Annotated in this window: 18 protein-coding genes; 12 read left to right on the top strand and 6 right to left on the bottom strand. The window is 67.9% G+C overall.

The genetic code is table 11. The features are described 5' to 3' along the window. The 11 genes from AC07NF_RS00300 (at window position 1) to AC07NF_RS00250 (ending at window position 13,584) form a co-directional block, all read left to right on the top strand. On the top strand, window positions 1-288 hold the full coding sequence (locus tag AC07NF_RS00300) for a VirB3 family type IV secretion system protein (RefSeq protein ID WP_056045755.1): 288 nt from the start codon (window positions 1-3) through the stop codon (window positions 286-288). Then, on the top strand, window positions 267-2,639 hold the full coding sequence (locus tag AC07NF_RS00295) for a VirB4 family type IV secretion/conjugal transfer ATPase (protein WP_494632653.1): 2,373 nt from the start codon (window positions 267-269) through the stop codon (window positions 2,637-2,639). The genes AC07NF_RS00300 and AC07NF_RS00295 overlap by 22 nt, the downstream gene beginning before the upstream one ends. Beyond that, window positions 2,639-3,808, top strand: coding sequence for a TrbL/VirB6 family protein (locus AC07NF_RS00290; RefSeq protein ID WP_494632655.1), 1,170 nt, complete (start codon window positions 2,639-2,641; stop codon window positions 3,806-3,808). The genes AC07NF_RS00295 and AC07NF_RS00290 overlap by 1 nt, the downstream gene beginning before the upstream one ends. After that, window positions 3,805-4,542 (top strand): TrbG/VirB9 family P-type conjugative transfer protein, encoded by a 738-nt coding sequence (locus AC07NF_RS00285; protein ID WP_494632659.1) that lies wholly within the window; start codon window positions 3,805-3,807, stop codon window positions 4,540-4,542. Before AC07NF_RS00290 ends, AC07NF_RS00285 begins: the two co-directional genes overlap by 4 nt. Then, window positions 4,539-5,639, top strand: coding sequence for a TrbI/VirB10 family protein (locus AC07NF_RS00280; RefSeq protein WP_494632663.1), 1,101 nt, complete (start codon window positions 4,539-4,541; stop codon window positions 5,637-5,639). Before AC07NF_RS00285 ends, AC07NF_RS00280 begins: the two co-directional genes overlap by 4 nt. Continuing rightward, window positions 5,636-6,634 carry a P-type DNA transfer ATPase VirB11 gene (gene virB11 / locus AC07NF_RS00275; RefSeq protein WP_494632666.1) on the top strand — a complete coding sequence of 333 codons (999 nt, stop codon included), beginning with the start codon at window positions 5,636-5,638 and terminating at the stop codon, window positions 6,632-6,634. Before AC07NF_RS00280 ends, virB11 begins: the two co-directional genes overlap by 4 nt. Window positions 6,635-6,700: 66 nt before the next feature. Then, entirely contained in the window at window positions 6,701-8,410 is a 1,710-nt protein-coding gene (locus tag AC07NF_RS00270; protein ID WP_494632669.1) for a DUF1800 domain-containing protein, read from the top strand. A gap of 5 nt (window positions 8,411-8,415) precedes the next feature. Beyond that, window positions 8,416-9,780, top strand: a complete 1,365-nt coding sequence (locus AC07NF_RS00265; protein WP_494632673.1) for a DUF1501 domain-containing protein — start codon at window positions 8,416-8,418, stop codon at window positions 9,778-9,780. A 175-nt stretch (window positions 9,781-9,955) separates the two neighbouring features. Continuing rightward, window positions 9,956-10,900 carry a 5-dehydro-4-deoxyglucarate dehydratase gene (gene kdgD, locus AC07NF_RS00260; RefSeq protein ID WP_494632678.1) on the top strand — a complete coding sequence of 315 codons (945 nt, stop codon included), beginning with the start codon at window positions 9,956-9,958 and terminating at the stop codon, window positions 10,898-10,900. A 50-nt stretch (window positions 10,901-10,950) separates the two neighbouring features. Next, window positions 10,951-11,961, top strand: coding sequence for a LysR substrate-binding domain-containing protein (locus AC07NF_RS00255; RefSeq protein ID WP_494632681.1), 1,011 nt, complete (start codon window positions 10,951-10,953; stop codon window positions 11,959-11,961). 57 nt (window positions 11,962-12,018) lie between these two features. Then, entirely contained in the window at window positions 12,019-13,584 is a 1,566-nt protein-coding gene (locus tag AC07NF_RS00250; RefSeq protein ID WP_494632687.1) for a carboxylesterase/lipase family protein, read from the top strand. Here the strand turns inward: AC07NF_RS00250 and AC07NF_RS00245 are convergent. The 3 genes from AC07NF_RS00245 to AC07NF_RS00235 are packed head-to-tail and all read right to left on the bottom strand — an operon-like array spanning window position 13,581 to window position 18,262. Further along, window positions 13,581-15,077, bottom strand: coding sequence for a right-handed parallel beta-helix repeat-containing protein (locus AC07NF_RS00245; RefSeq protein WP_494632691.1), 1,497 nt, complete (start codon window positions 15,075-15,077; stop codon window positions 13,581-13,583). The genes AC07NF_RS00250 and AC07NF_RS00245 overlap by 4 nt on opposite strands. 18 nt (window positions 15,078-15,095) lie before the next feature. Beyond that, window positions 15,096-16,940: a DUF8034 domain-containing protein gene (locus tag AC07NF_RS00240; protein WP_492817602.1), complete on the bottom strand. Its 1,845-nt coding sequence runs from the start codon at window positions 16,938-16,940 to the stop codon at window positions 15,096-15,098. 5 nt (window positions 16,941-16,945) lie between these two features. Further along, the gene (locus tag AC07NF_RS00235) at window positions 16,946-18,262 is read right to left on the bottom strand and encodes an MFS transporter (protein WP_492817600.1); all 1,317 of its coding nucleotides are present in this window, start codon (window positions 18,260-18,262) and stop codon (window positions 16,946-16,948) included. A 375-nt stretch (window positions 18,263-18,637) separates the two neighbouring features. On the opposite strand from AC07NF_RS00235, the gene AC07NF_RS00230 reads away from it, so the two are divergent. Next, on the top strand, window positions 18,638-21,430 hold the full coding sequence (locus AC07NF_RS00230) for a TonB-dependent receptor (protein ID WP_494632696.1): 2,793 nt from the start codon (window positions 18,638-18,640) through the stop codon (window positions 21,428-21,430). Between the two features lie 304 nt (window positions 21,431-21,734). Here AC07NF_RS00230 and AC07NF_RS00225 read toward each other — a convergent pair whose 3' ends face one another. The 3 genes from AC07NF_RS00225 to AC07NF_RS00215 form a co-directional block, all read right to left on the bottom strand. Next, complete coding sequence (locus tag AC07NF_RS00225) at window positions 21,735-22,757, bottom strand: helix-turn-helix domain-containing protein (protein WP_494632698.1); 1,023 nt, start codon at window positions 22,755-22,757, stop codon at window positions 21,735-21,737. Between the two features lie 179 nt (window positions 22,758-22,936). After that, complete coding sequence (locus AC07NF_RS00220; protein ID WP_494632699.1) at window positions 22,937-23,947, bottom strand: alpha/beta hydrolase; 1,011 nt, start codon at window positions 23,945-23,947, stop codon at window positions 22,937-22,939. A 12-nt stretch (window positions 23,948-23,959) separates the two neighbouring features. After that, the gene (locus AC07NF_RS00215) at window positions 23,960-25,387 is read right to left on the bottom strand and encodes a glycoside hydrolase family 28 protein (RefSeq protein ID WP_494632701.1); all 1,428 of its coding nucleotides are present in this window, start codon (window positions 25,385-25,387) and stop codon (window positions 23,960-23,962) included. Between the last annotated feature and the right edge of the window lie 6 nt (window positions 25,388-25,393).

Raw genomic sequence — 25,393 nt, 5'->3', positions numbered from 1 at the left:
ATGGCCGCCCCGCTGGATCGCGACGTGGTGTTCGGCGCCCTGACCCGCCCGCAGATGTTCGCGGGCGTGACCTACAGCTACTTCGTGATCAACGGGGTGGTCACCGCCGAACTCTTCCTGATCACCAAGTCGTTCTGGGCCATCGCGGCCGCGCTGGTGATCCACGCGATCGGCTACGCGGCCTGCCTGCGCGAGCCCCGCATCTTCGATCTCTGGCTGACCAAGGTCAGCCGCTGTCCCCGCGTACCCAATTTCCGAGCCTGGCGATGCAACAGCTACAGCGCGTAAACCCGCGCAAAGAGGCGACGGCCGGCAAGCGCCTGCCCTATGCCCGCCATCTCGACGACGTGACGCTCGAGACCCGCGACGGCCTGTTGATGCAAGTCATCCACCTGGCCGGCCTGCCGTTCGAGACGGCCGACAGCGAGGAGCTGAACTACCGCAAGGCCGTGCGCGACGTGATGCTGCGCGGCCTGTCGTCCTCGCGCTTCGCCATCTATCACCACATCGTCCGCCGCCAGGTCGACGCCCGCACCCAAGGCGTCTTCGCCGACGCCTTCAGCGCCGAGCTCGACGCGACCTGGAGTGAGCGCCTGGCCGCCCGCAAGCTCTACGTCAACGACCTGTTCCTGACGATCGTCCGCCGTCCGCTGCAAGGCCATGGCGGCGTCATCGACGGCCTGCTGCGCGCCCTCAAGGGGACCGGCAAGGCCGAGGCCGCCGCCGTCCAGGCAGCCGACCGTCGCGAACTGGACAGCGCCACGGGCAGCCTGATCTCCGCCCTCGCCCCCTACGGCGCGCGGGTGCTTGGAACCTACGAAGGCGCGACTGGCCGCTGCTCCGAGCCGCTGGAATTCCTGTCTTGCCTCTACAACGGCGAGATGCGCCCCGTGCTGGTCCCGCAAGGCGACGCCGGCGAGTACCTGCCCTATCGCCGCGCCAGCTTCGGCCTGGAGACACTGGAGCTCTCCCGCGCCGGCGCCCTGGCGCGCGGTTTCGGGTCCATGGTCTCGATCAAGGACTACCCCGCCCAGACCACGCCGGGGATGCTGGACGACCTGCTGCGCCTGCCGTGCGAAATGGTCGTCACCCAGAGCTTCGGCTTCGTCGATCGCCAGCCGACCCTGGAGCGGATGAACCTGGCCCTGCGCCGCATGAAGGCCGCCGACGATGACGGCCTGTCCCTGCGCGCCGACCTGACCCGCGCCAAGGACGACGTCGTCTCGGGCCGCGCCGCCTTCGGCGAGCATCACCTGACCGTGCTGGTGCGCGGCGAGACCCTCGAGGGCCTGGACCGCTCGACCGCCGAGGTGATGTCGGCCTTCACCGAGATGGGCGCCATCGCCGTGCGCGAGGACCTCAATCTGGAGCCGGCCTTCTGGGCCCAGTTCCCGGGCAACTTCAAGGACATCGCCCGCAAAGCTCTGATCTCGACCGCCAATTTCGCCGGCTTCGCCAGCGGCCACAACTTCCCGGTCGGCCAGGCGCAGAACAACCACTGGGGTCCCGCGGTGACCCTGCTGGAGACCACCTCGGCCGGCCCGTACCACTTCAATTTCCACAAGGGCGACCTGGGTAACTTCACGGTCATCGGCCCGTCGGGCTCGGGCAAGACCGTGGTGCTGAACTTCCTGCTGGCCCAGGCCCGCAAGTACAGCCCGCGCATCGTGTTCTTCGACAAGGACCGCGGCGCGGAGATCTTCCTGCGCGCCATCGGCGGTCGTTACGAGACCCTGCGTCCGGGCCAGCCGACGGGCTTCAACCCGCTGGCCCTGGCCGACACCGCCGCCAACCGTCGTTTCCTGACCGAGTGGGTCGCCAAGTTGGTCTCGGTCCCGGGCGAGACCCTGTCGGCCGACGACGCCGCGCGGATCAAGGACGCCGTCGACGCCAGCTTCGACCAGGCTCCCACTTTGCGTCGCCTGCGCTATTTCGCCGAGCTGTTCCGAGGCTCGCGCCGTCCCGACGCCGCCGATCTCGCCGCCCGCCTGGCCCCCTGGCACGGCGCGGGCGAGCACGCCTGGCTGTTCGACAACGAGGCCGACGGCCTGGATCTGGACGCCCTGACGCTGGGCTTCGACATGACCCAGCTGCTGGACGATCCGGCTCTGCGGACCCCGGCCATGATGTACCTGTTCCATCGCGTGGAGCAGCGCCTGGACGGCCACCCGACCCTGATCGTCATCGACGAGGGCTGGAAGGCGCTGGACGACGACGTCTTCGTGGCGCGCATCCGCGACTGGGAAAAGACCCTGCGCAAGCGCAACGGCGTGGTCGGCTTCGCCACCCAGAGCGCCCAGGACGCCCTGGAAAGCCGCATCGCCAGCGCCATCATCGAGCAGGCCGCGACCCAGATCTTCATGGCCAACCCCAAGGCCCTGGCGAAAGACTATTGCGAAGGCTTCGGCCTGACCCAGCACGAGTTCGAGCTGGTGAAGACCCTGCCCGACACCTCGCGCTGCTTCCTGATCAAGCACGGCACCGACAGCGTCGTGGCCCGCCTGAACCTGGCCGGCGCGCCCGAGCTGCTGACCGTGCTGTCGGGCCGCGAGAGCACCGTGCGCAAGCTGGACGCCCTGCGCGAACAGCTGGGCGACGAACCCTCGGCCTGGATGCCCAAGCTGGTGAGGGCCGCGTGATGGCGACCTGCGCGCAACTCCCCGTCGACGCCCCTATGGTCCAAGGCCTGATCGGCTCGGTCGACTGCCGGGTCCATGACCTGGCCCAGACCGGTTATGCCGCCCTGGCCGGTCCGAGCTCGCCCGTCACCCTGCTGCTGACCGGCCTGATGACCCTGTACGTGGTCTTTATCGGTTACCGCCTGATGCTGGGCCGTGGCGGTCTGCGCGTCGGCGACGCCACCATGTCGGTCCTGAAGGTCGGCATCGTCGTGGCCCTGGCCACCAACTGGCCGTTCTTCCAGACCCTGGTCTACGACACCCTGACCAAGGCTCCGGCCGAGGTCGGCGGCCTGTTGCTGGGCCAGTCCGCCCCCCCCTTCCTGGCCCTGCAGGACGCCTTCGACGGCTTGCAGAAGTCGGCGACCCTGATGGCCAGCCGCGCCAGCGTCGGCGCCGCTGCGACCCAGGGCGGACCTGGCTTCGGCGCCTTCGCGGTCAACACCGGCGGCATGACGCTGGTGCTGTCGACCCTGGGCGTGCTGCTGGCCTCCAAGGTCGTGCTGGCCATCCTGCTCGCCCTGGCCCCGCTGATCGCCGGCCTGCTGTTGTTCGAAACCACGCGCGGCCTGGTCGAGGGCTGGCTGAAGGCGATGATCGCTCTCGCGATGATCCCGATGGTCACCGTCCTGACCCTGTCGCTGGAACTGGCCATGCTGGCCCCGTCGCTAAAGGCCCTGGCCGAAGCGCGTTCGGCCCAGCAGTTCGCCGCCTTCGACATCGGCCCGGCTGTGACCGTGTTGGTGCTGAGCTTGGTCTTCGCCCTGGTCATGGTGTTGGCCGTCATCGCCCTGGGCGTCATCGCCGCCGGCCTGCGCCTGCCGCGCGGCCTGGTCGGCGCTGCTTGGAACGACGTGGCCGCCGCGCCCGAGGCGCCGCGCTATGCGACCTCGCAGGTCGAGCCGCTGAGCCGCGCCGCCACCGTCGCTGCCGCGGCGGCGGCCTTGGATCGACGCGATGTCGCCCCGACCTCGTCCGACCCGATCGGTCCGCGCTTGCTGACCATCGTCGCGGATCGCGGCCCGGCCGCCCAACCCGCCTACGCCGGCCCTAGCGCCCCGCTGGGCCAGACCTATCGCCGTACCCCCGCCCCCCGCCGCGCCGCCTCGGGCGCCCGGAGAGACCAGTGACCCTCGCTTACCCCCGCACGCTGCTGGCCGTCCTGGCTGTCGGCGCCGCCCTGGCCGGCCCCGTGATGGCCGCCGACGCCCCGCGTCCCGGCGCCGTCGATCCGCGCATCCGCACCGTCGCCTACGATCCCGACCAGGTCGTGCGCCTGACCGGCTATTTCGGCATCCAGACCATGCTGGAGTTCGCCCCGGACGAGCGCATCGAGAATGTCTCGATCGGCGACGCCCTGGGCTGGCAAGTGACGCCGAACAAGAAGGCCAACCTGCTGTTCCTGAAACCCCTGGACCGCATGGCCGCCACCAACATGACCGTGGTGACCGACCGCCGCCGCTATGTGTTCGAGCTGGTCGTCGCCGGCCCCAAGGCCACGACCAAGGACCTGGCCTATGTGGTTCGCTTTCTGGTCCCCGCCCCCGCTGTCGTGATGGCCGCGCCTCCGCCGCCTCCCACCGCACCTGTGGCTCGTAACGCCGCCTACAGCGTCAAAGGCGACGCCGCCATCCAGCCGGCCAAGGTCTTTGACGACGGCGCGGCCACCTATTTCGCCTGGCCGGCTCAAGCCGACCTGCCTGCCGTGTTCGTCGTCAATGCCGACGGCGTCGAGGGCCTGGCCAACGCCGTGGTCCGCGACAGCTATCTGGTCGTCGACCAACTGGCGCCGAAGTTCGTGCTGCGCTCGGGCAAAGCCGCCCTGACCGTCACCAACGCCGCCTTCTCGGGAGGCGTCCGATGACCGATCCCCGCCAATCCGCCCAGGTGCAGGAAGACCTCGCCGTCGCCGACGCCCAGGCCCAGCCGCGTGTGGCCCGCGCCCATGCCGGCCTGCCAACGCCCGTGATCATGGCCGGCTTCGGCGTGCTCGGTGTCGGCGTGTTCCTGTGGATGGCCAGCCACCGCGCCGACGCCCAGCCGCGTCCGCCGCGCAAGGTCGAGGCTGTCGCCGCGACCGCGCTGACCACGCCCGCCGCGCCGCCGGCCGTCATCCCCGGTCCGCAGTTCACCGAGAACAACAGCCTACCGCCGACCCCGGCCCAGATGACCGCCATGGCCGCCGAACCGCTGCCGCCGGTGCCGGCCGTCGACCTGGACCAGCGCCGCCGCGCCCCGACCCTGGTGGTCGACTTCGGCGGCGCCCCGACGCTGCTCAAGACCAATGCCGAGACCATGCCGACGGCCTCGACGTCCAAGGCCGTCGACACCAGCCTGAACCCCGACGAGAAGTTCGCCGATCGCATCGGGACCAGCGACGCCGAGCCCGCCAAGGCCACGGCCCTGCGCGACCTTGACGCCCTGATCCCGCAAGGCGCGGTGATCCCGGCCGTGATGGAGACGGCGATCAATTCCGACCTGCCGGGCCTGGCCCGCGCCATGGTCACCCGCGACATCAAGAGCTTCGATGGCTCCACCGTGCTGATCCCGCGCGGCAGCCGCGTCGTTGGCCAGTACAAGTCGGGCGTGGCCCAAGGCGCCTCGCGCGTCTTCGTGATCTGGACCCGCGTGATCCGTCCCGACGGCGTCTCGATCCAGATCGCCTCGCCCGCTGCCGACCCGCTGGGGCGCGGCGGCCTGGAGGGCAAGGTCGACCGGCATTTCTTCAGCCGCTTCGGCGGGTCGATCCTGATGTCGGTGCTGAACGCCGGTGTCGCCGCCGTCGGCAACGCCCGCTCGACCTCGCAAATCTATATCGGCTCGGCCGCCCAGGCCGCCACCCTGGCCGGCGCGGTCACGCCGATCGACAATAAGGTCTCGCCGACCATCCAGACCAGCCAAGGCGCGCCGGTGACGATCTTCGTCGCCCGCGACCTGGACTTCTCGGGCGTCCGCAAATGACCGCCCTCGCCCACAAGACTCCGGCGCCCAAGTTCGGCGTCTATCTCGAGGCCTACCTCGCGCCCCTGGCGCCGTGGCTGGCCGACCCGGCGGTGACGGACCTTTACGTCAATCGCCCGGGCGAGCTGTGGGTCGAGCGCCTCGGCGGCGCCGCCGAGCGCGTCGAAGTCCCGGCCCTGGACGAGACCAACCTGTGGCGCCTGGCCCGCCAGGTCGCCAGCCTGTCCAGCCAGGGCGTCAGCCGCGAGCACCCCCTGCTCTCGGCCGTGCTGCCCGACGGCGCCCGCGTGCAGGTCGTGGCCCCGCCCGCGACCCGCGAGGGCCTGGCCCTGGCGATCCGCAAGCACGTGGTCAGCGATCTGTCCCTCACCGACTACGCGGCCAACGGCGCCTTCGCCGGGGTCATGCAGCCGAAGACCAATTCCGACGCCATCCTGCGCGCCTTTCTCAACGCCGGCGACATCCGCAACTTCCTGGCCGCCGCCGTGCGGGCCGGTAAGAACATCGTCGTCAGCGGCGGCACCTCGACCGGCAAGACCACCTTCCTCAACGCCCTGCTCAAGGAAGTCCCCCTCGACCAGCGGCTGGTGCTGATCGAGGACGCGCCGGAAATCCGCCTGGTCCATCCCAACGCCGTCGGTCTCGTCGCCGTGCGCGGCGACCAGGGCGAAGCCCGCGTGACGGCGGAGGACCTGCTGCAGGCCTCGCTGCGCCTGCGGCCCGACCGCATCATCCTGGGCGAACTGCGCGGCTCAGAGGCCTTCTCGTTCCTGCGCGCGGTGTCCAGCGGCCATCCCGGCTCGATGACCACCGTCCATGCCGACGATCCGGCTGGCGCGGTAGACCAGCTGGCGCTGATGGCCTTGCAGGCCGGCGCCAATCTGCGGCGCGCCGATGTGGTCGATCACGTCCGGCGCGTTGTCGACATCTTCGTCCAACTCCACCGCCAAGGCGGCGTCCGAGCGGTCAAGGAGGTCACCTTCCAGGACCGCTAACCTACGGCTTTTGTTCAGCTTCCAGTTTCAGGCGCGCGACACCGGTTGCGCGTCGAGGGTATCGTCATGCGTAAACAGTTCTTTGGCTCGGCCGCGGCGCTGAGCTTGTCGATCTTCCTCTCCGCCTGTGGCGGAGGGTCCAGCGACGGCGGCGGCGGCGCCAGCAAGCCTGCGTCCAGCCCGGCCATCCCGGACACGATCGGCGTGGCCCCGACCGACGAGATCCTGCCGGACGAGGCCGCACGCTTCGCCAAGCAGGCCAGCTTCGGTCCAACGCCCGCGCTGATCGACGCCATTGTCACCAAACGGTCGATCGCCGCCTGGATGGACGAGCAGTTCACCCTGTCGTCCAGCAGCTATGCGGACCTGGCCGCCAAGCCCGTGCCCAGCACCTTCTGCTCGACGCTGACCGGCCAGGACCTGACCAACTGCAACCGCGAGAACTTCTCGGCCGCGCCGATGCAGATGCGTTTCTATGCCAACGCCATCGGCAACAACGACCAGCTGCGCCAGCGTGTCGCCTTCGCCCTGTCGCAGATCGTCGTGGCCTCGGCGGTCGATGTCGGCAACACCGCCGGCCTGGCGACCTTCCAACAGATCCTGCTCGGCAACGCCTTCGGCAACTACCGCGACATCCTCCAGGCCGTCACGCTCAACCCGTACATGGGCGAGTACCTAGACATGGCTGACAGCAACAAGAGCCAGCCCAACGAGAACTACGCCCGCGAGATGATGCAGTTGTTCTCGGTCGGCACAGTGCTGTTGAACCCGGACGGCACACCTCAGACCGACAACACCGGCGCGACCATCCCCGCTTACAGCAACACCGACGTCAAGGAAGTGGCCCGCGCCCTCACCGGCTGGACCTATGCCCGTCTGGACAACGCCGCGCTGACCGACAACACCAAGCGCGACTGGACGAGGCCCATGGTGGTCTACGTCACGCGTTTCGACACCAGCGCCAAGACCTTCCTGGGCAAGACCATCCCGGCCAACGCCACCCAGCAGGTCAATGTCGACACCGTGGTCGACACGATGTTCAACCATCCCAACACCGGCCCGTACATCAGCAAGCGCCTGATCCAGCAACTGACCCTGGCCAATCCGACGCCAGCCTATGTCGAGCGCGTGGCGGCGGTGTTCGCCAACAACGGTTCGGGCGTGCGCGGCGACATGAGGGCCGTGATCCGCGCCATCTATCTGGACAGCGAAGCCCGCACTGTCTCGCAGCTGCCGGGCAAGGTGAAGGAGCCGGTGTTGCTGGCGACCTCGTTGGCGCGCGCGATCGGCTTCTCGTCCGACGGCTACGCTTTCACCATGCGTGACACTGCTATGGGCCAGGCGCCGTTCAGGGCACCCTCGGTTTTCAACTTCTATCCGTACGACTTCCCGCTGCCCCAGGGCGATGGCCTAGCCAGTCCTGTCAGCAAGTTGATGACCACGTCTACGACCATCGCCCGTCATAACTTCATCTATGATTGGACCATCGGAGGCGAGGCCAAACGCAGCGAGTTCCAGAAACAGACGATCATACCCTATTCGACCGGCACGACGCTGGACTGGAGTAGCTGGGAGGCCCTTGGAACTGACGAGAAGGTCGTCGACCGGATCAATCTGGTGATGCTGAACGGCGCGATGTCTCCCGCACAACGCCAGGCCCTGCTCACAACGATGGGGACGATCAAGTACGCCGATCCATGGATGCAGAAGATCACGCGCACCAGGACTGCCCTGTATATCGCCGCCTCCTCGCCCTTCTTCCAAGTCGATCGGTAAGCGTAATGACCGTCTCTCGTCGTGAAATCCTGCGCCTGACCGCCGGCGGCTCGGCCGTCGCCGCCCTGGGCCAGCTCGGCATCTCCAGCGCCCTGGCCGCCGACACGTCCGGCTATCGCGCCATGGTTGGCGTCTTCCTGTTCGGCGGCAACGACGCCTGGAACATGATCGTGCCCAATGACGGCCGATACGCCGACTACGCCAAGCAGCGCGGCTCGGGCATCGCCCTGACTCAGAGCAGCCTGATGCCGCTGACCGGCACCGCCTTTGGTTTGCATGGCGCGATGGCCGCCCTGAAGCCAGCCTGGGATGAAGGGGCCCTGAGCGCGGTGCTCAACACCGGCACCCTGTTCGCCCCGCTGACCAAGGCGCTCTACACCAGCCGCCCGGACCTGCGCCCGGTCAACCTGATGTCCCACGAGGATCAGCAGAACCAGTGGCAGGGCATGCGCACCCGCGCCACCAATAACGACGGCTTCATGGGCCGCATCAATGACCGCGCCCAGGCCGCGTCACTGCCGCCGCTGATCTCGATCGCCGGTTCGAACCTATGTCTGATCGGCGACCGCACCGCGCCGCTGATCCTGCCGTCGTCGGGTTCGATCGTGCGGAACGGTTACAACGCAACCTCGACGGATGCGGCCGTGAAGGCCCGTCAGACGGCGCTGGACGTGTTCGCCGACGCTTCGTCGTACGGTGCGATCACTGACCTGACCGGCAAGGGCATGAGCTCTGCCTACGCCCAGGCCGTGGCCGCCAACACCATCATCAGCTCAACCACCTCGGCCGTGGACAAGTATTTCGTCCACCCGACCACGGGCGCGGCGCTGACCTCGGACATCTCCCGCCAGTTGCTGCGCGCGGCCCGGATGATCGAGGCGCGCGGCACGCTGGGTCACGCCAAGCAGACCTTCTTCGTCAGCCAAGGCGGTTACGACACCCACACCAACGAGCTGGCCAGCCACAACGGCCTTTATGGCGATTTGGCCAACGCCCTGGCCGGTTTCTACAACGCCATGAAGGCCCTAGGCCTGCAGGACAATGTCACCGCCTTCACGATGTCGGACTTTGGCCGGGTGTTCAAAGGCAACGCCAGTGGCGGCACCGACCACGCCTGGGGCTCCAACCACCTCGTCCTCGGCGGCGCCCTGGCCAACGGCAAGGTGCATGGCCGGTATCCGGACATGACCTTCGGCGGCCCGGAAGACACCTCCAACGACGGCCGCTGGATCCCCTCCATCGCCACCGAGGAGTACGTCGGCGCCATCGCCCAGTGGTACGGCGTCAGCGCCGCCGACCTGCCCTACATCTTCCCCAACTGGGCCAACTGGAATGGCGGCGGCCGAGGCCCCGTGCCGCTGTTCGGATAGACATCAGGGCGCTGGTCGTATGCACCGGCCAGCGCCCGACTTCGATCAAGCCAAATTCTGTATCGGTCCATAGCGCCTTTGGCTTAGACCGCGACCAAAGCCCTCTCTACCGTGACGATCAACAAGCGGCCTCCCGGAAAGACCCGAGACGAGGCCGCCGCTCGGAGAGGACTTCATGAGCCGAATGTCGCCGACGGAAATGGCCCGCCAGCTCGGCGGCGGCCTGCTGTCTTTTCCCGTCACCCATTTCGACGCCGATCACCAGTTCCTGGAAGCGCCCTACCGCGAGCACTGCGGCTGGATGCTGGAACGCGAGCTGGCCGGCCTGTTCGCCGCCGGCGGCACGGGCGAGTTCTTCTCGCTACGCCCCGCCGAAGTCGGCCAGGTGGTCCGCGCCGCCGTCGCCGAGACCAACGGCAAGATCCCGGTCATCGCCGGGGCCGGCTACGGTACGGCCATCGCCACCGACCTGGCGCGTGACGCCGAGGCGGCCGGCGCTGACGGCGTGCTGCTGCTGCCGCCCTTCCTGACCAACGCCACCCAAGAAGGCCTGGCCGGTCACATCGAGGCGGTCTGCAAGGCCACCAAGCTGGGTGTCATCGTCTACAACCGCGACAACGCCATCATCAACGAGGACACCCTCGAGAAGCTGTGCGATCGCAATCCGAACCTCGTCGGGTTCAAGGACGGCGTCGGCGACCTGGAGCTGATGATGCGGGTCTATGCCCGCATGGGCGACCGCCTGACCTATATCGGCGGCCTGCCGACGGCCGAGACCTTCGCCCTGCCCTATCTGGAGATGGGCGTGACGACCTATTCGTCGGCCATCTTCAACTTCATGCCGGAATGGGCGCTGGACTTCTACAAGGCCGTGCGCGCGCGTGACCGCGACACGGTGATGGCCGGCCTGCGCGATTTCGTGCTGCCCTACATCACCCTGCGCAATCGCGGCAAAGGCTACGCGGTCTCGATCGTGAAGGCCGGCATGAAGGCCATCGGCCGCGACGCCGGTCCGGTGCGGCTGCCGCTGACCGAGCTGACCCCGGCTGAGTTCGGCGAGCTGCAGGGGCTGATCGCCCGCGCCAACGCCGGCGACCAGCGCCGCGCCGCCAACGGCTAGAGGACAGACGGGTCGATGCGTCCGGCGCATCGACCCGCTTTACACATCCCATGAACGCGTTCACGCCTCTCCCTGGCAAGAAGACGCTGGCGATCGGTCCGAACGAGCGCCTGGCGTCACGCCTCCAGGGTGTGGTCGATGGGCGGTTTCCGATGTTCGAACTGAGCCAGCTGCGCTGCTTCGTCGCCACCGCCGAGGAGCTGCATTTCGGCCGCGCCGCCCAGCGGCTGAACATGACCCAGCCGCCGCTGAGCCGGCAGGTCCAGCTGCTGGAGCGGATCCTGGGCGTCACCCTGCTGGACCGCACCAGCCGTTCCGTCCGCCTGACCCCCGCCGGCCGCGCCTTCCTGCTGGAAGCCCGCCGCATCCTGCGCCTGGCCGAGAGCGCCGCCCTGGCCACCCGTCGCATCGCCAGCGGCGAGGCCGGCCAGATCGCCATCGGCTTCACCGCCGCCTCGGGCTACAACTTCCTGCCGCAGCTGGTGATCCTGTCCAAGGCCCGCCTGCCCAACGCCGACCTCACCCTGCGCGAGATGGTCACCCGCGAGCAGGTCGAGGCCCTGCTGACCGGCCGCATCGACATCGGCCTGGTCCGCCCGCCGATGGAGCGCGCCGAGTTCGCCACCGCCCGCGTGCTGTCCGAACCCCTGGTCGCGGCCCTGCCCACCGGCGACGCGCGCCTGGCCAAGGCCACCCTGACCCTGGCCGACTTCGACGCCGCGCCGCTGATCATGTATTCGCCCGAGGGCGCGGGCTATTTCTACAACATGCTGACGACGCTGTTCGACGCCAATGGCGTGAGCCCCAACTACGTCCAGCACGTCACCCAGATCCACTCGATGCTGGCCCTGGTCCATGCGGGCCTGGGCGCGGCGATCGTGCCCGAAGCCGCCATGAGCCTGCATTTCGACGACGTGCAGTTCCGCCCCGTGGCGACCACGCCCGACCGCCCGGTCGAGCTCTACATGGCCTGGCGCAAGGACAACGAGAGCCCGATCCTGCAGACCTTCATCGACCTGTGCCTGGCCGAGGCCTCGCCGGCGGGAACCGACGCGCGCTAGCGCGTGGTCTCTCCCACGGCGGGCCAACGCCCAACGATAGAGTTTGGGAGAGACAAGATGACCCTCGATCGCCGCGCCGTCCTGGCGGGAGCCGCCGCGCTGTCCGTCGCCACGCGGGTCAACGCCGCCGGCGTCGCCGCGCCTGTCGCGACCACCACGGCGGGTCGAGTGCGCGGGGCGCAGGTCGACGGGATCAAGGTCTTCAAGGGCGTCCGCTACGGTGCCGACACATCGTCGCGTCGGTTCCAGCCGGCGCTGGCCGCCCAGCCTTGGAAGGGCATCGCCGACGCTCTGGCCTACGGCGCAGCGTCTCCCCAGAGCAAGGCCGACGAAGGGACCAGCGAGGACTGCCTGTTCCTCAATGTCTGGACGCCCGGCGTCGCCGACGGGAAGAAACGGCCGGTGATGTTCTACGTCCATGGCGGCGCCCATGCGAACGGCTCGGGCTCCAGTCCGCTGTATGACGGCACCTGGCTGGCCAAGACCTATGATGTGGTGGTGGTGACGCTGAACCACCGCCTGAACTGCTTCGGCTACGCCTATCTGGCGCGGCTGGGCGGGCCGGAGCTGGCCGACAGCGGCAATGTCGGCAACCTCGACCTGATCCTGGCCCTGCAGTGGGTGCGCGACAACATCGCGGCCTTCGGCGGAGACCCCGGCAACGTCATGACGTTCGGCCAGTCGGGCGGCGGCGGCAAGGTGGTGACCCTGATGGCCATGCCGCGCGCGGCGGGCCTGTACCACAAGGTCGCGACCATGAGCGGCCAGCACGTCACGGCCATGGGCCCGATCCACGCCACGATCCGCGCCAAGGCTTTCATGGAGAAGCTGGGCCTCAAGCCCGACCAGACCGAGGCCCTGAAGACCCTGCCCGCCGCCCAACTGGTCGCGGCGCTGAAGATGCGTGACCCGCTGGAGCGCAAGGGCAACATCATCTTCTGGTCGGTGCTGGACCACGGCGTCCTGGCCCGCCACCCGTTCTATCCGGACGCCCCGCGCGAGAGCGGCCACATCCCGATGATCATCGGCAACACCCACGACGAGACCAAAGCCTTCCTGGGCGGCGATCCCAAGAATTTCGAGCTGACCTGGGAGGAGCTGCCGGGCAAGCTGGATAACGAGCTGGTGCTCGACATGTCGCCCGAATACCTGGTGGCCAAGTACCGGGCGCTCTATCCGAACTACAGCCCGTCGGACTGCTTCTTCGCCATCACCACGGCCGGGCGCTCGTGGCCGGGCCACCTGATCCAGGCCGAGCAGCGGGCCAAGATCGGTGCCCCGGCCTGGATGTACCAACTGGACTTCGGGGCCCAGACCGATCCGAAGATGGGCGCCTACCACACCTACGACATCCCGCTGGTGTTCGGCACGCTGGACGCCAAAGAGTCGAAGACGGGCACCGGGCCAGCCGCCCAGAAGGTGCGCGATCAGATGAGCGGGGCCTTCGTCAACTTCGCGCGGATCGGAAATCCGAACGGCGCGGCAATCCCGGCCTGGGAGCAGTACACCCTGCCCCGCCGGCCTACCCTGCTGTTCAACGAGACCTCGAAGATGGTCGACGACCCGCGCAAGGAAGAGCGCGAGCTGTTCTCGGCCGCGCCGTTCCTGAAGGAAGGAACCTAACGAAGGCTGGCGGGCTTGGAGAACGCCGAGCTCGCCCCCGCCGCCGTGGTGGTCGTGGCGGTGATGGCCGAGCCGGCCGCCGCGCGCTCGACGTCACCGGCGAAGGTCGCGTTGCCCACGCCGTCGGTGACGGCCTGGATCGCGCCGAGATAACGCTCGCCCTCGGCGGTCCCGGCCTTGCCCGCAAAGACCTCGACCGTGACCAGGCTGGCGGGCGGCGCTTGCAGCGTCCCCTTCACCGAGAGCTTGCCGGCGGCGCGCTGCACAGCCGAGAGGGTCGGCGGCGCCAGGGCAAATTGAGGCTGGGCGTGGCAGTTCGGCGCGTCATCCTGATTCAGACAGATCGTCGCCGCCCCGGCCTTGTCGAACACCACACCCATGCCGCGCGAGCCGACGAAGCTGCCGTGCTCCAAGCCCGGTGGGCCGATGACGATGCCGCCTCGGGCCATCTTGGGATCGCACGAACCACCGGCCGAGCAGCGCATGATCGGCAGGCCGTTGCCGGCGATGCTGTTCTGGCTGATCCGGTTGACGGCGACCTTCGCTTCCGGCCGCACAGCGATGCCGATGCCGTTGCCGCGGATCTCGTTGCCGACGACCATGTTGCCGGCGCCCGTCAGGCTGATCCCGAAGGCGTTGCCCTCGAAGACGTTGGCGCCGATGTAGTTGCGCGCGCCCCAGTTGGATTGCAGGCCGTCCGAGTAACGCAGGAAGCGATTGCGCACGACGGTGTTGTCATTGCCCCACAGGATCTCGATGCCCTGCGAGGGCTCCAGATTGTCGGTCCCGCCGTCGAAGACGTTGTCAGCGATCAGGTTGAAAGCCGCGCCGCGCGTCAGCTCCAGGCCGTCGCCGTTCTCCAGGAAGGTGTTGCGCAGCACCTTGTTGTCCAGGGTCGTGTTGGAGGTCGAGCCGCCCTTGCCGTCGTCGCCGCTGAGCATGACGCCCGCGCCGCCGATGTTGCGGACGATGCGGTTGTCGACCACCACCGCGTTCGAGGTCCGCAGGATCAGCACGCCGATGCAGAAATTGCGGATCTCCAGGCCGCGCAAGGTCACGCCCTTAGTGTCGACCAGCGCGAAGCCGGGATTGCTGGCCGTGCGGACATTCGTGCCGTACTGGCCCGGGACCATGCCGGGGCAGGACTTCAGGTCGCGCGGCAGGTAGCCAGAACCATCGACAATGTTGTGGCCGCCCAAGCGGGCGAAGGCTTGGCCCTCGATCGAGACGGGCCCCTTGATCGCCGGCAGGGCCGACTTCAGCACGATGGTCGGCGCGGCGATCTCGATGCGGTAGCGGCCGGGCTCGGCGTTGCTGGTCGCGATCGCCCAGCGCAGCGAGCCTTGCGCCTCGTCATCGGCCTCGCGGTCGACCAGCAGCAGCGTAGTCTCAGCCCCGGTGGCGGCCGGACCGCCGGCGGCGACCGCCGCGATCGGCTTCGGGTCAGGCGTCTGCGCCAGAGCGAGCGCCAGCATGGCCCACGTGCCGATCATCGGTCTCTCCTTACGAAACTAGGCCCTGTCCCAGGGGAAGCTCAGGGTCGGAGCGTTCGTATAGCGCTTCATCTTGAAGGTCAGCCGTGTCCCGGCGCCGGGGGCCAGCTTTAGTGTGAATGCCGAAGAGTCGACCGGGACCGCGGCCCCCTCGCCCACCGCCGCGCTCAGGATCTGGTGCTCGGCATAGGCGCCGCCCTGCACCGTCACGGTGCGCGCGGAAACCTGGTTGGTGTTGACCAGGGTCACCACCGTCTCGTCCTCGCCCAACTTCTCGACCAGGGCCGAAACGTCCGGCGGAATGCCGGCGCGGCGGCGCTCGGGGTCGAACCAGCGCAGGCGCGCATAGCGCAGCGCCCCGCCCTGCGACGGCGAAGTCCCCGACCAGGCCGGCCGGGCGATGTTGATGCCGCCTTCCATCAGGTGGATCAGCGCCGTGACGCTGGCCGGGGTGATGTCCAGGGTGGCGTCGGCCAAGCGGGTATCGGGCGAGGTGTTATCCTCGCGCTGAGCCTGAGCCTTGGCGCGGACCCGCTCCAGGTCGGCGCGCAAGGCTTTCACCGGATAGCCGGCGTCCTTGCCTTCCAGGTACGAGACCCACGGATGGTCGGCGGCGCGAGCCCGGTCGCTGGCCTTCTGCGACATGTACCAGATCTCGAGCCCGTTCAGCCGGTACTCGCCCGGCGCATAGCCGTACCAGCCCTTGGGGCCGTACATGCGCGGGGTCATGACCTTGCCGTCGACGGTCTTCTTCTGGGCGTTGATCACGTCGTTCTGGCGGCGCCAGACGTCCAGGTACTTGTCGTCGCCGGTCAGCAGGTAGGCGTTGAGGAAGCCGACCACGGCGCGCGGCACGCGGTTGCGGTCCTCGCGCTTGCCGGTCGGCGGCGCCACGGGGCTGAAACCCCAGCCGTAGGTCCCGCTCCACCACTGGCCCTTGGGACCGCCGATCTTGCCGTCCAGGCCGATCTTGCTGGGCAGCACGTCGCCATTGGCCTTGGCGCGATCGATCCAGGCGTCGACGTAACTGACGATCCAGTCGCGGTACTTCGGCTCGTGGTCCAGCATGTAGGCGTTCAGCACCAGGCTGGTGGCCTGCAGGTTCAGCGGCGCATCGCCGACCACGTCGCCATACTCGGCATAGTGATCGAGGGTCTGCTGGTAGGTGGTCTCGCCGTGCTCCATGAAGAAATGGGTCGGGTCGAACCGGTCGCCGGCCCAGTCCAGCGGCGTGGCTTGCCGCAGCATCGGCCCCTTGCTGCCCGTGATCATGCTGCGGATGATCTTCAGCTTCGGGTCGTAGTTCGGGACCGCCTTGTCCTCGCCCGTATAGAAGCCCGAGAAGCGCTTCACGCGGTCGCGATAGCGGGCGTCGTAGGGGTCCGACAGGCCCAGCAGGTTGAACACCGACAGCCCCTCGGACAGGTGCTGCCAGTCGGTCATGACCGGGAATTCGCGGAAGTACATGCCCTCGCGAGCGAACGGCACCTCGACGGTCTTAGCCGCCGTGTATTGGGCGACATTGCCGTCGAAGGCCTTCTTGGCCATGGCCAGGACTTGGTCGCCCGCGCCCAGGGCGTGCAGGGTCGGCCAGTCGTTGACGTTCTCGATGGCGTCGTCGGGACCGTCATTGGCGCCCCAGCGCTCGACGGCCCGCAGCCAGCCGCGATCGTCGAAATAGCGGGCGAAGAAGGCCGCGCAGGCCTCCTCGTTGGCCTTCAGCAGCTCGCGTTGCAGCAGCGCCCATTCGGGCGGCGCCATCGGCGTCGAGACTGACAGGATCGGCGCGGCAGAGGCAGGACGCGCCAGGGCGGCGAAGACCAGGGCCGAGGCGCCGGCCAGGACGGAACGTCGGGTCGTCATGTTACTCAGGCCGCCTTCAGTTCCAGACGCTGGATTTTCCCGACAATCAGGAAATAGGCCAGGATGCAGATCACGCAGTGGGCGCCGACGAAGATCAGGGCCCCGTCGAACGAGCCGGTCGCCTTGACGATGTAGCCGATGACGATCGGGGTCACGATGCCGGCGACATTGCCGAAGGTGTTGAAGATGCCGCCGGTGACGCCGGCCATCTCCTTGGGCGAGGTGTCGGCCACCACCGCCCAGCCCAGCGACGCCACGCCCTTGCCGAAGAAGGCCGCGGCCATGATCACGATGACCAGCCACTCCTGCTCGACGTAGTTGCAGACGATGATGCAGGTGGCCAGCACCATACCCAGCAGCAGCGGCGTCTTACGGGCGATGTCCAGATTGCCGGTCTTCTTCAGCAGGCCGTCCGAGATCATGCCGCCCAGGATGCCACCGGCGAAGCCGCACAGTGCCGGCAGGGCGGCGGTGAAGCCGGCCTGCAGGATCGACAGGCCGCGCTCCTTGACCAGGTAGATCGGGAACCAGGTGACGAAGAAATAGGTCAGCACATTGATGCAGTACTGGCCCAGATACACGCCCAGCAGCATGCGGCTGGACAGCACCTGCTTGACGTTGGCCCAGTTGAAGGCCGCGCCGTTGGCCGCGTTCTTTTCTTCCATCCGCACCAGGCCGCCGCCGGCCTCGATATAGTCGACCTCGGCCTTGTTGACGGCCGGATGGGTCAGCGGACTGTGGATCAGCTTGACGAAGACCAGCGCCGCCAGGATGCCGACCACGCCCATCACCCAGAACACCGAACGCCAGCCGAAGCTGTGGGCCAGCCAGCCCATCAGCGGCGCGAAGGCGACCAGCGAGAAGTACTGGGCCGAGTTGAAGATCGCCGAGGCTGTGCCCCGCTCAGAACCCGGGAACCAGGCCGCGACGATGCGCGCATTGGCCGGGAACGACGGCGACTCTCCGAGCCCCACCGCGAAGCGCATGGCGAAGAGGACGCTGGCCGCCATCAGGCCGGTGAAGAAGCCCGCGAAACCCTGCAAGGCGGTGAAGCCCGACCAGACGATCAGGGCGATGGTGTAGATCTTCTTGGAGCCGAACTTGTCCAGCAGCGCCCCGCCAGGGATCTGGCCCAGGACATAGGCCCAGGCGAAGGCCGACAGGATGTAGCCCATCGCCACCGGGTCCAGGCCCAGCTCCTTCGACGCCGACTGGCCGGCGATCGAGAAGGTCGCGCGGTCGGCGTAGTTGATCGTGGTGATGATGAACAGGACCGTGATGATCAGCCAGCGCACCCGCGTCCGCTTGGTGGTGTCGGTCATACACGTCCCTTCCCTTGTCAGCCGATCTGTCGCCGGCATCGTCCAGGGTGACGCTAGAGGCGCCCGTTCCCCAGGTCTAAGTCAATTAGCCTATCGACCGATCCACGGGCGACATGGATCGAGGCGGTTCGTGTATCGAAACATGTCCGGACCACCCGTTTCCGAGAGGTCATTCGGGCCGAAATCCTGAAAAACGCATCTGAATTGCGTTTTCGGAGGCCGCCTCACCCTCGATCCGTGCCGAACGCGCATCAGTCCATACCTGATTGAGATTGGCCCTCGACGGAAACCCGTTCCTATCCTGAAGCCAACAAAGAAGGTGGTTCGGCCGCCTTCGGATCGAAAGAGACCCGCGACACGCGGGCACTGGGAGGGATGATGTCGATCAACCGCAAACCCGCGCGCGCCGCCTTGGCGTTCAGCGCTTCCGCTCTGGCCTTGACCCTGGCGGGCGCCGCCTTCGCACAAGACGCCGCTCCGGCCGCCCCCGCCGCCGATGAAGTCGACGCTATCGTCGTCACCGGCTTCCGCGCCAGCCTGCAAAGCGCGATCAACATCAAGCGTAACTCGAGCGGCGTCGTCGACGCCATCAAGGCCGAGGACATCGCCCAGTTCCCCGACCTGAACCTGGCGGAATCGCTGCAGCGCATCCCCGGCGTCTCGATCTCACGCATTAACGGCGAAGGCCGTCAGATCACCGTACGGGGCCTCGGCTCGGAATACACCCGCGTCCGCATCAACGGCATGGAGGCCATCTCCACCACCGGCGGCACGGCCAACAGCGGCGGCACCAACCGCGGCCGCGGTTTCGACTTCAACGTCTTCGCCTCGGATCTCTTCAGCAGCCTGGCGGTGCGCAAGACCGCCTCGGCCGATGTCGAGGAGGGTTCGCTGGGCGCGACTGTCGACCTGAACACCTCGCGCGCCTTCGACAGCCGCAAGCCCCAGCTCGTGCTGTCGGCCGGCGCCAGCTACAACGACCTCGCCGAGAAGACCACACCGCGCGTCTCGGCCCTGGCCAGCCGCACCTTCTTCGACGGCAAGCTGGGCGTGCTGATCTCGGCCGCCTACGAAGAGCGCCACCTGAAGGAAGAAGGCGCCAACATCACCCGTTGGTCCACCGGCGGCAGCAACGGCGGCTTCAACGCCGCCTCGACGCTCTCCGGCTACACGCTCGCCCAGATCAACGAAACCGACACGACCAAGGCGATCTTCGCGCCGCGGATCCCGGCCTACGTCAGCTACGACATCAAGAACAAGCGCACGGGCCTGGCCGGTTCGCTGCAGTACAAGCCGGACGCCAATACCGAGATCAATTTCGACGCCCTGTACGCCTATCTGGCCGGCGAGCGGAAAGAAGCCCAGCTGCAAGCCATCGGCCTGTCGCGCGCCACGACCGGCAAGCCGCAGACCATCATTCGCGAGGGCGTCGTCGAGAACGGCAACCTGGTCTACGCCAAGATGGACAATGTCGATCTGCGCACCCAGTCGGCCTATGACGAGCTGAACACCGAGTTCAAGCAGTTCACCCTGTCGGCCAAGCACAACTTCGGTGACCGCGTGGTCATCGGCGCCCTGGCCGGCTACGCGGACTCGACCTTCACCCAGCCGGTCTCGACGATCGTCACCTTCGACCGGGCCAACAGCGCCAACTATGTCTACGACTTCCGCAAGGCGCGCGCCCCGCAGATCCTGCTGAACTTCGACGCTGCCGATCCGGCCAACTGGTCGGCCATCAACGGCACCTCGGAAGTCCGCATCCGCCCGACCTTCGTCGAGAACCAATTCTCGACCGCCAAGATCTACGGCGAGTGGGAAGCCAACCAGAACCTGAAGCTCAAGGCCGGCGTCGACTGGCGCAAGTTCGAGTACGACAGCTACGGCCTGTACCGGACCACCGAGACCGTCAGCCAGACCCTGACCCCCGCCGAGCTGGCCTCGGTGTCCACGGTGTTCAGCGGCTTCGGCAAGGGCCTGAACATGCCGGCCGGAAACGCCACCGCCTGGCTGGTGCCTGACATCGACAAGTACGCCGCCCTGCTGAACATCTACAGCAACACCGGCATCTACGCCCTGACCGGCACCAACAACACCTCGGCCCGCGGCCAGTACGGCGCGGTCGAGGAGCAGGACACCGGCGCCTACGTCCAGGCCGAGTTCCGCTTCGAGGCGCTGGGCCTGCCCTTCCGTGGCGACGCCGGCATCCGCCGCGTCCACACCGAGCAGGAGTCGGCCGGCTACGCTGCCGTCGCCGGCGTGATCCAGCGCGTCGACGTCAAGCGCGACTACGACCTGACCTTGCCGTCGTTCAACCTGGCCGCCGACGTCACCGACACCTTCGTGGCCCGCGTCAGCGCCGCCAAGACCATCGCCCGCCCGGGCATCGGCTCACTCGCCCCTGGCGGTGACGTGTCTGTGCAGGGTTCGAACCGCAGCTACAGCTCGGGCAACCCGTACCTGAACCCGACCCAGTCCAAGAACCTGGACGTGTCGCTGGAATGGTATCCGTCGTCGGGCACGATGTTCGCCGCGGGCTTCTTCTACAAGAAGATCGACACCTTCGTCGCCAATCTGAGCGAGTCGCGCGTCTACAACACGCTGGGCCTGCCGGACTCGCTGATCGCCGGCACCACCGCCACGCCCGACATGGTGTTCCAGGTCTCCAAGCCCATGAACACCAAGGGCGGCAACCTGAAAGGCTTCGAGCTGAACGCCCAGCAGCCCTTCACCTTCCTGTCGGGCTGGATGAGCCACTTCGGCGTCATCGCCAACTACACCTACGTCGCCTCCAAGATCGAATACCCGACCACGACGACGGCGGGCGGCCCGGTCATGATCGAGGACCTGATCGGCCTGTCGAAGCACGCCGCCAACGCGACGCTCTACTACGAGACCCCGAAGTGGAGCGTCCGCGGTTCGCTGGCCTATCGCGGCGGCTACCTGACCCAGGTCCCGGCCAGTGACAACAACCTGATCGCGGGCACCAACTCGACCCTGAACGTCGACATGCAGGCCAGCTGGAACATCCGCGAGAACCTGAAGCTGTCGGTCGAGGGCGTGAACCTGACCGACGAGTTCAACGACCAGTACGTCGGCTACACCGACCGCCTGAACGTCTACACCCACAGCGGCCGCCAGTTCATCGTCGGCCTCCGCTACAACTTCTAACCCGAACGTCCTCCCCGGACTTCCCAGGCGTCCTTCTTTACTTCCCCGCCTGGTTCGACTCGCGCCGCCTCTCCTCCCGGAGGCGGCGCGTTTTGTTTGCGCCTACCGTGAGATTTGAAGGGTATGGAGAGGGAGAGAAGGCCGGCAGCACTCAATGAACGCCGCCGGCTAGGTGCTCGTCGGTGGGGTGACGAGAGGGCGCGGACCCTACGTCGCCGAGGCCGCGTAAGGCAATCCCACTCTCTCTATGCGTGAAGCTTAACCATAAGAAGCTTCGCCATAGGCGCCTGTGACGCCGATCGGCCTAAAGGCCGCGCAGCCAGGTCCAGACATCGTCCGGCCGCTCCAGCGCCGAAAGCCCCTCCTGCCGCGCCGCCTCGCCAACACGGCGCAGACGTCCGGGCGTGACGCCGAACCGCCCGCGGAAGGCGCGGCTGAAGTGGGCGTCGGACCGGAAGCCATGGTGGTAAGCGATCTCGCCCAGCGTATGCTGCTCGGCGCGGTCGTGCAGGATGGCGTCGAAGGCCTGGTCCAGGCGCCGCCCCTGGATGAAGGCGCTGACGCCGCCCAAGGGCTCGAACACCTTGTAGAGCAGGCTGCGCGACACCCCCAGGCGCCGGCGGACGGCTTCGGGCGACAGCTCGACGTCGTCCAGGTTTTGCTCGATGAACTGGCGCCCCGAGGCCAGCAGCATCTTCTCGACCGGGCGATGCTCGCCATTGGCGGGCGCGGCGTGGGTGGCGATGGCGCCGGCGATCAGCGCCGCCGTGGCCTTGGCGCCGGCCTCCGCCTCGTCCGAGGTGATGTGGTCGAGCACGTCGGCCAGGGTCCGGATGTGCGTCCCCAGCAGACGTCCGCTGACGCTGTCGTCGGACAAGACCAGGCCGTGGAAATCCAGGCTGCCTTGTCCGTCCAGCAAGGCGCGTGGGACCATCACATACAGCGAACGATAGCCGCCGGTCGTCATCTCGTATGGCCGGGCCATGTCGATCAGTCGGATCGGCCCCATGTGGCCGCCGGCGGCGCGGCCGTCATAGTCACCACGCCAGCCGCTGTCCTCCAGCTCGACCACCACCAGCACCGTGTCACCGCCATCGATCAGGATGTGCGACAGCTTGCGCTCGAACCGCTGCGGCACACCCGAGCACTTGGCCAGGACGACCACACCCAGGTGATAAGCCTCGAGGCTGTTGAAGAAGGTCGCCTCGGGCGACTGCAGCGTGATGTCGAAAAGGTGCGCGCAGCCCTTCCGGTACTGCTCGAAGGCGTCGTCCTGGTCCTTGGCGTCCAGCAGCCAGACATCTTTACGCAAGGCGGAAGCGGACAAGGAGATCTCTACGGACGGGACTCAGGACCAGCAGGCAATAAAACGTGGATTTCCGATCAATGACAGCCCCCTCCCTCTGAGCGACAACCGCGCTCAGCAGCGCGCTGAATGTCGGTGGGGCATGGCGCGCGACGCGAGTGGTCGTCGAACCCCGCCGGTTCGACGACCCGAACTCTCCCTCAGATGAATTTCAGGCGATGCAGCCAGGCCTCGAAGGCGTCGGGCCAGCGCGAGGCCGGGTTATCGGCCGGCAGGCTGAAGCCGAAGCCGTGGCCGCCCTCCTGGTAGACATGCAGCTCGGCGGGGACCTCGGCGGTCTTCAGCGCCTGGAACAGGGTCAGACTGTTGAGCACCGGCACGGTCCGGTCGTCCGCCGCATGGACGACGAAGGTTGGCGGCAGGCCTTTGCGGACGCGTTCGTTCAACGGCTTGGCGGTCTCGGCGCTGACCGTGGCGATGCCCGGCCGCGCGGTGGCGGTCATGACGCCGTAACCGACCATGACGACATCCGGCCGGGCTGACTGCTGGTCGGCGGCGTCGATCGGCTCATAGACCTTGGCGTCGTGGCGGGTCAGGGAGGCGGCGGCCAGATGCCCGCCGGCCGAGAAGCCCATGACGCCGACGCGGGCCGGATCCACGGCCCAGGTCTTGGCGTTCGCCCGGATCAGCCGCACCGCCCGCTGCACGTCCTGCAGCGCCGCGTCATAGCCATCCGCCCAGCCGTCGACCGGCAGGCGGTAGTTCAGCACAAAGCAGGTGATCCCCGCCTTGACCAGACGGCGCGCGCCGCCCGCCCCTTCCTTGTCGACCGCCAGCCGCATGTAGCCCCCGCCCGGCAGGATCACCATGGCCGCGCCGTTCGGCTTCTCGGGCCGGAAGACCTCCAGGATCGGCCGCGAGACGTGCATCACCGCCCGGTCGTGCGCGGCGGGCGAGCCGCGTTCCAGGACCTGGCGCGTCGCCGTGACGCCGGCCGAACCTGGCACGCGCCCGACGGGCCACAGCTCGACCACCTCCTTCGACAGCAGGCCCGCGGGCTCCGGCGGCGCGGGGATGATCACCGGCGCGGCGGGCGTGCCGGTCAGGGTCGCGTCGGCCGGTTTCGCCGCCTGCGCCAGGGCGCGGCCGGCGACCAGGCTTAGCGCAAGAGCGCCCGTCAGCGCCCGCCGGTTCAGGTGGAGGTCTCGCATGATCGTCTCTCCCTAGTTGGGCCGGCCGCTGACCTGGCCGAAACGGTACGCCGGTTCGGTCGCCACCACGTCGGCCGGACGCGGCGTGGGATCCCCGGCCACCGCGCCTTCCAGACCCCGCCCGGTGACGTTGTTGGTCGCCAGTTTCGGCCCTTCGGCGATCGTCACGTTGATCCCCTTCAGGTCAACGTTACGCAGGTTGGCCAGGCGGATGCCGCGCTTGGCCGTGCCGGTGATCCCGTTCAGCACCAGGCCGTCGACCGGCTTGTCGGGGTGGACGTTCACCGCCTCGACCAACACCGGGACGTCGGTGACCTTGATGCGCTCGAAGACGATGTTGCGAACGGTCGGGATGCCGGCCAGGCCCGGCACCGGGAACTGGTCCTGCTTGCCGCTGTCCAGGAAGTTCAGCCGCAGGAAGCCCTGCCCCGTGTTCGACACCTCCAGGTCGCGCATGACGATGTCCTCGATGAACGCCCCGCGCCCTGGACGGCTCTTGATGTAGATGGCGAAGGTGTAGGCCGACAGGCACTTGCAGCGCTCGACCAGCACCCGGCGCACGCCGGCCGAGGTCTCGCTGCCGATGCCGATGCAGGCCCAGCGGCGGTCGCGGAACACGCAGTCCAGGATGGTCACGTCCTCGGTCGGCCGGGCGATCATGTTGCCTTCCAGGCCGCGCCCCGACTTCAGCGAGATGCAGTCGTCGGCCACGTCGAAGTCGCAACGCTCGATCAGCACGCGGCTGCACGAGTCCACGTCGATGCCGTCGGCGCCGCCATGCACGATCACGTCGCGGAACACCACGTCCTCGCAATAGACCGGGTGGATCGACCACATGTCGTTCTGCTCGGTGCGCAGGTCGGTGACGCTGAGGCCCTTCACCTCGACGAACTCCAGTAGCGCCGGATGGCGGTAGCCGGTGGCCGTCTCGATCCGCCGCTTGATCGCCGACGAGGCGACGATCTGGCCCTTACCGGTCAGCGCGACATCATGCGCCTCGCGCGCCCAGACCAGACCGATATAGCCCGGCACGAAGCGGCCCTCCCAGCGCACCTGCACCACCGGATAGTCGGCGAGATCCGGCGAGCCTTGCAGCGTCGCGCCGCTGTCGATGCGTAACGTCGTGCGCGAGCCGATGCGGATGGCGCCGGTCAGGAAGGTCCCGCCGCTCAGCACCACTTCACCACCGCCCAGCGTGGCGCAGCGGTCGAGGGCGGTCTGGATGGCGACCGTGTCCTTGGTCACGCCATCGGCCTTGGCGCCGAAGTCGCGGGGATCCAACACCAGCGGGTTTTTCAGCTTGCGCGCCGGCAGCACCGGACGGGCCGGTGTCTTGGCCTTCGTAGCTTGAGCCTGAGCCGGCAGAGCGGCGGCAGCGGCGGCGAGACCGATCCCACCGACGATCAGGCGACGGGTGGCGGAGACTGGGCTTTGGGTCATGGACGT

It is taken from the genome of Caulobacter sp. GW821-FHT10A06 (genome assembly GCF_059415805.1).
The sequence above is the reverse complement of the archived record's forward strand: the minus strand, read 5'-3'. Positions and strand labels throughout refer to the sequence as shown.

Bases quoted from the DNA above. Each gene is read 5' to 3' on its own strand.
- AC07NF_RS00300 (WP_056045755.1), top strand. From the start codon at position 1: ATGGCCGCCCCGCTGGATCGCGACGTGGTGTTCGGCGCCCTGACCCGC.
- AC07NF_RS00295 (WP_494632653.1), top strand. From the start codon at position 267: ATGCAACAGCTACAGCGCGTAAACCCGCGCAAAGAGGCGACGGCCGGC.
- AC07NF_RS00290 (WP_494632655.1), top strand. From the start codon at position 2,639: ATGGCGACCTGCGCGCAACTCCCCGTCGACGCCCCTATGGTCCAAGGC.
- AC07NF_RS00280 (WP_494632663.1), top strand. From the start codon at position 4,539: ATGACCGATCCCCGCCAATCCGCCCAGGTGCAGGAAGACCTCGCCGTC.
- virB11 (WP_494632666.1), top strand. From the start codon at position 5,636: ATGACCGCCCTCGCCCACAAGACTCCGGCGCCCAAGTTCGGCGTCTAT.
- AC07NF_RS00270 (WP_494632669.1), top strand. From the start codon at position 6,701: ATGCGTAAACAGTTCTTTGGCTCGGCCGCGGCGCTGAGCTTGTCGATC.
- AC07NF_RS00265 (WP_494632673.1), top strand. From the start codon at position 8,416: ATGACCGTCTCTCGTCGTGAAATCCTGCGCCTGACCGCCGGCGGCTCG.
- kdgD (WP_494632678.1), top strand. From the start codon at position 9,956: ATGAGCCGAATGTCGCCGACGGAAATGGCCCGCCAGCTCGGCGGCGGC.
- AC07NF_RS00255 (WP_494632681.1), top strand. From the start codon at position 10,951: ATGAACGCGTTCACGCCTCTCCCTGGCAAGAAGACGCTGGCGATCGGT.
- AC07NF_RS00250 (WP_494632687.1), top strand. From the start codon at position 12,019: ATGACCCTCGATCGCCGCGCCGTCCTGGCGGGAGCCGCCGCGCTGTCC.
- AC07NF_RS00245 (WP_494632691.1), bottom strand. From the start codon at position 15,077: ATGATCGGCACGTGGGCCATGCTGGCGCTCGCTCTGGCGCAGACGCCT.
- AC07NF_RS00240 (WP_492817602.1), bottom strand. From the start codon at position 16,940: ATGACGACCCGACGTTCCGTCCTGGCCGGCGCCTCGGCCCTGGTCTTC.
- AC07NF_RS00235 (WP_492817600.1), bottom strand. From the start codon at position 18,262: ATGACCGACACCACCAAGCGGACGCGGGTGCGCTGGCTGATCATCACG.
- AC07NF_RS00230 (WP_494632696.1), top strand. From the start codon at position 18,638: ATGATGTCGATCAACCGCAAACCCGCGCGCGCCGCCTTGGCGTTCAGC.
- AC07NF_RS00220 (WP_494632699.1), bottom strand. From the start codon at position 23,947: ATGCGAGACCTCCACCTGAACCGGCGGGCGCTGACGGGCGCTCTTGCG.
- AC07NF_RS00215 (WP_494632701.1), bottom strand. From the start codon at position 25,387: ATGACCCAAAGCCCAGTCTCCGCCACCCGTCGCCTGATCGTCGGTGGG.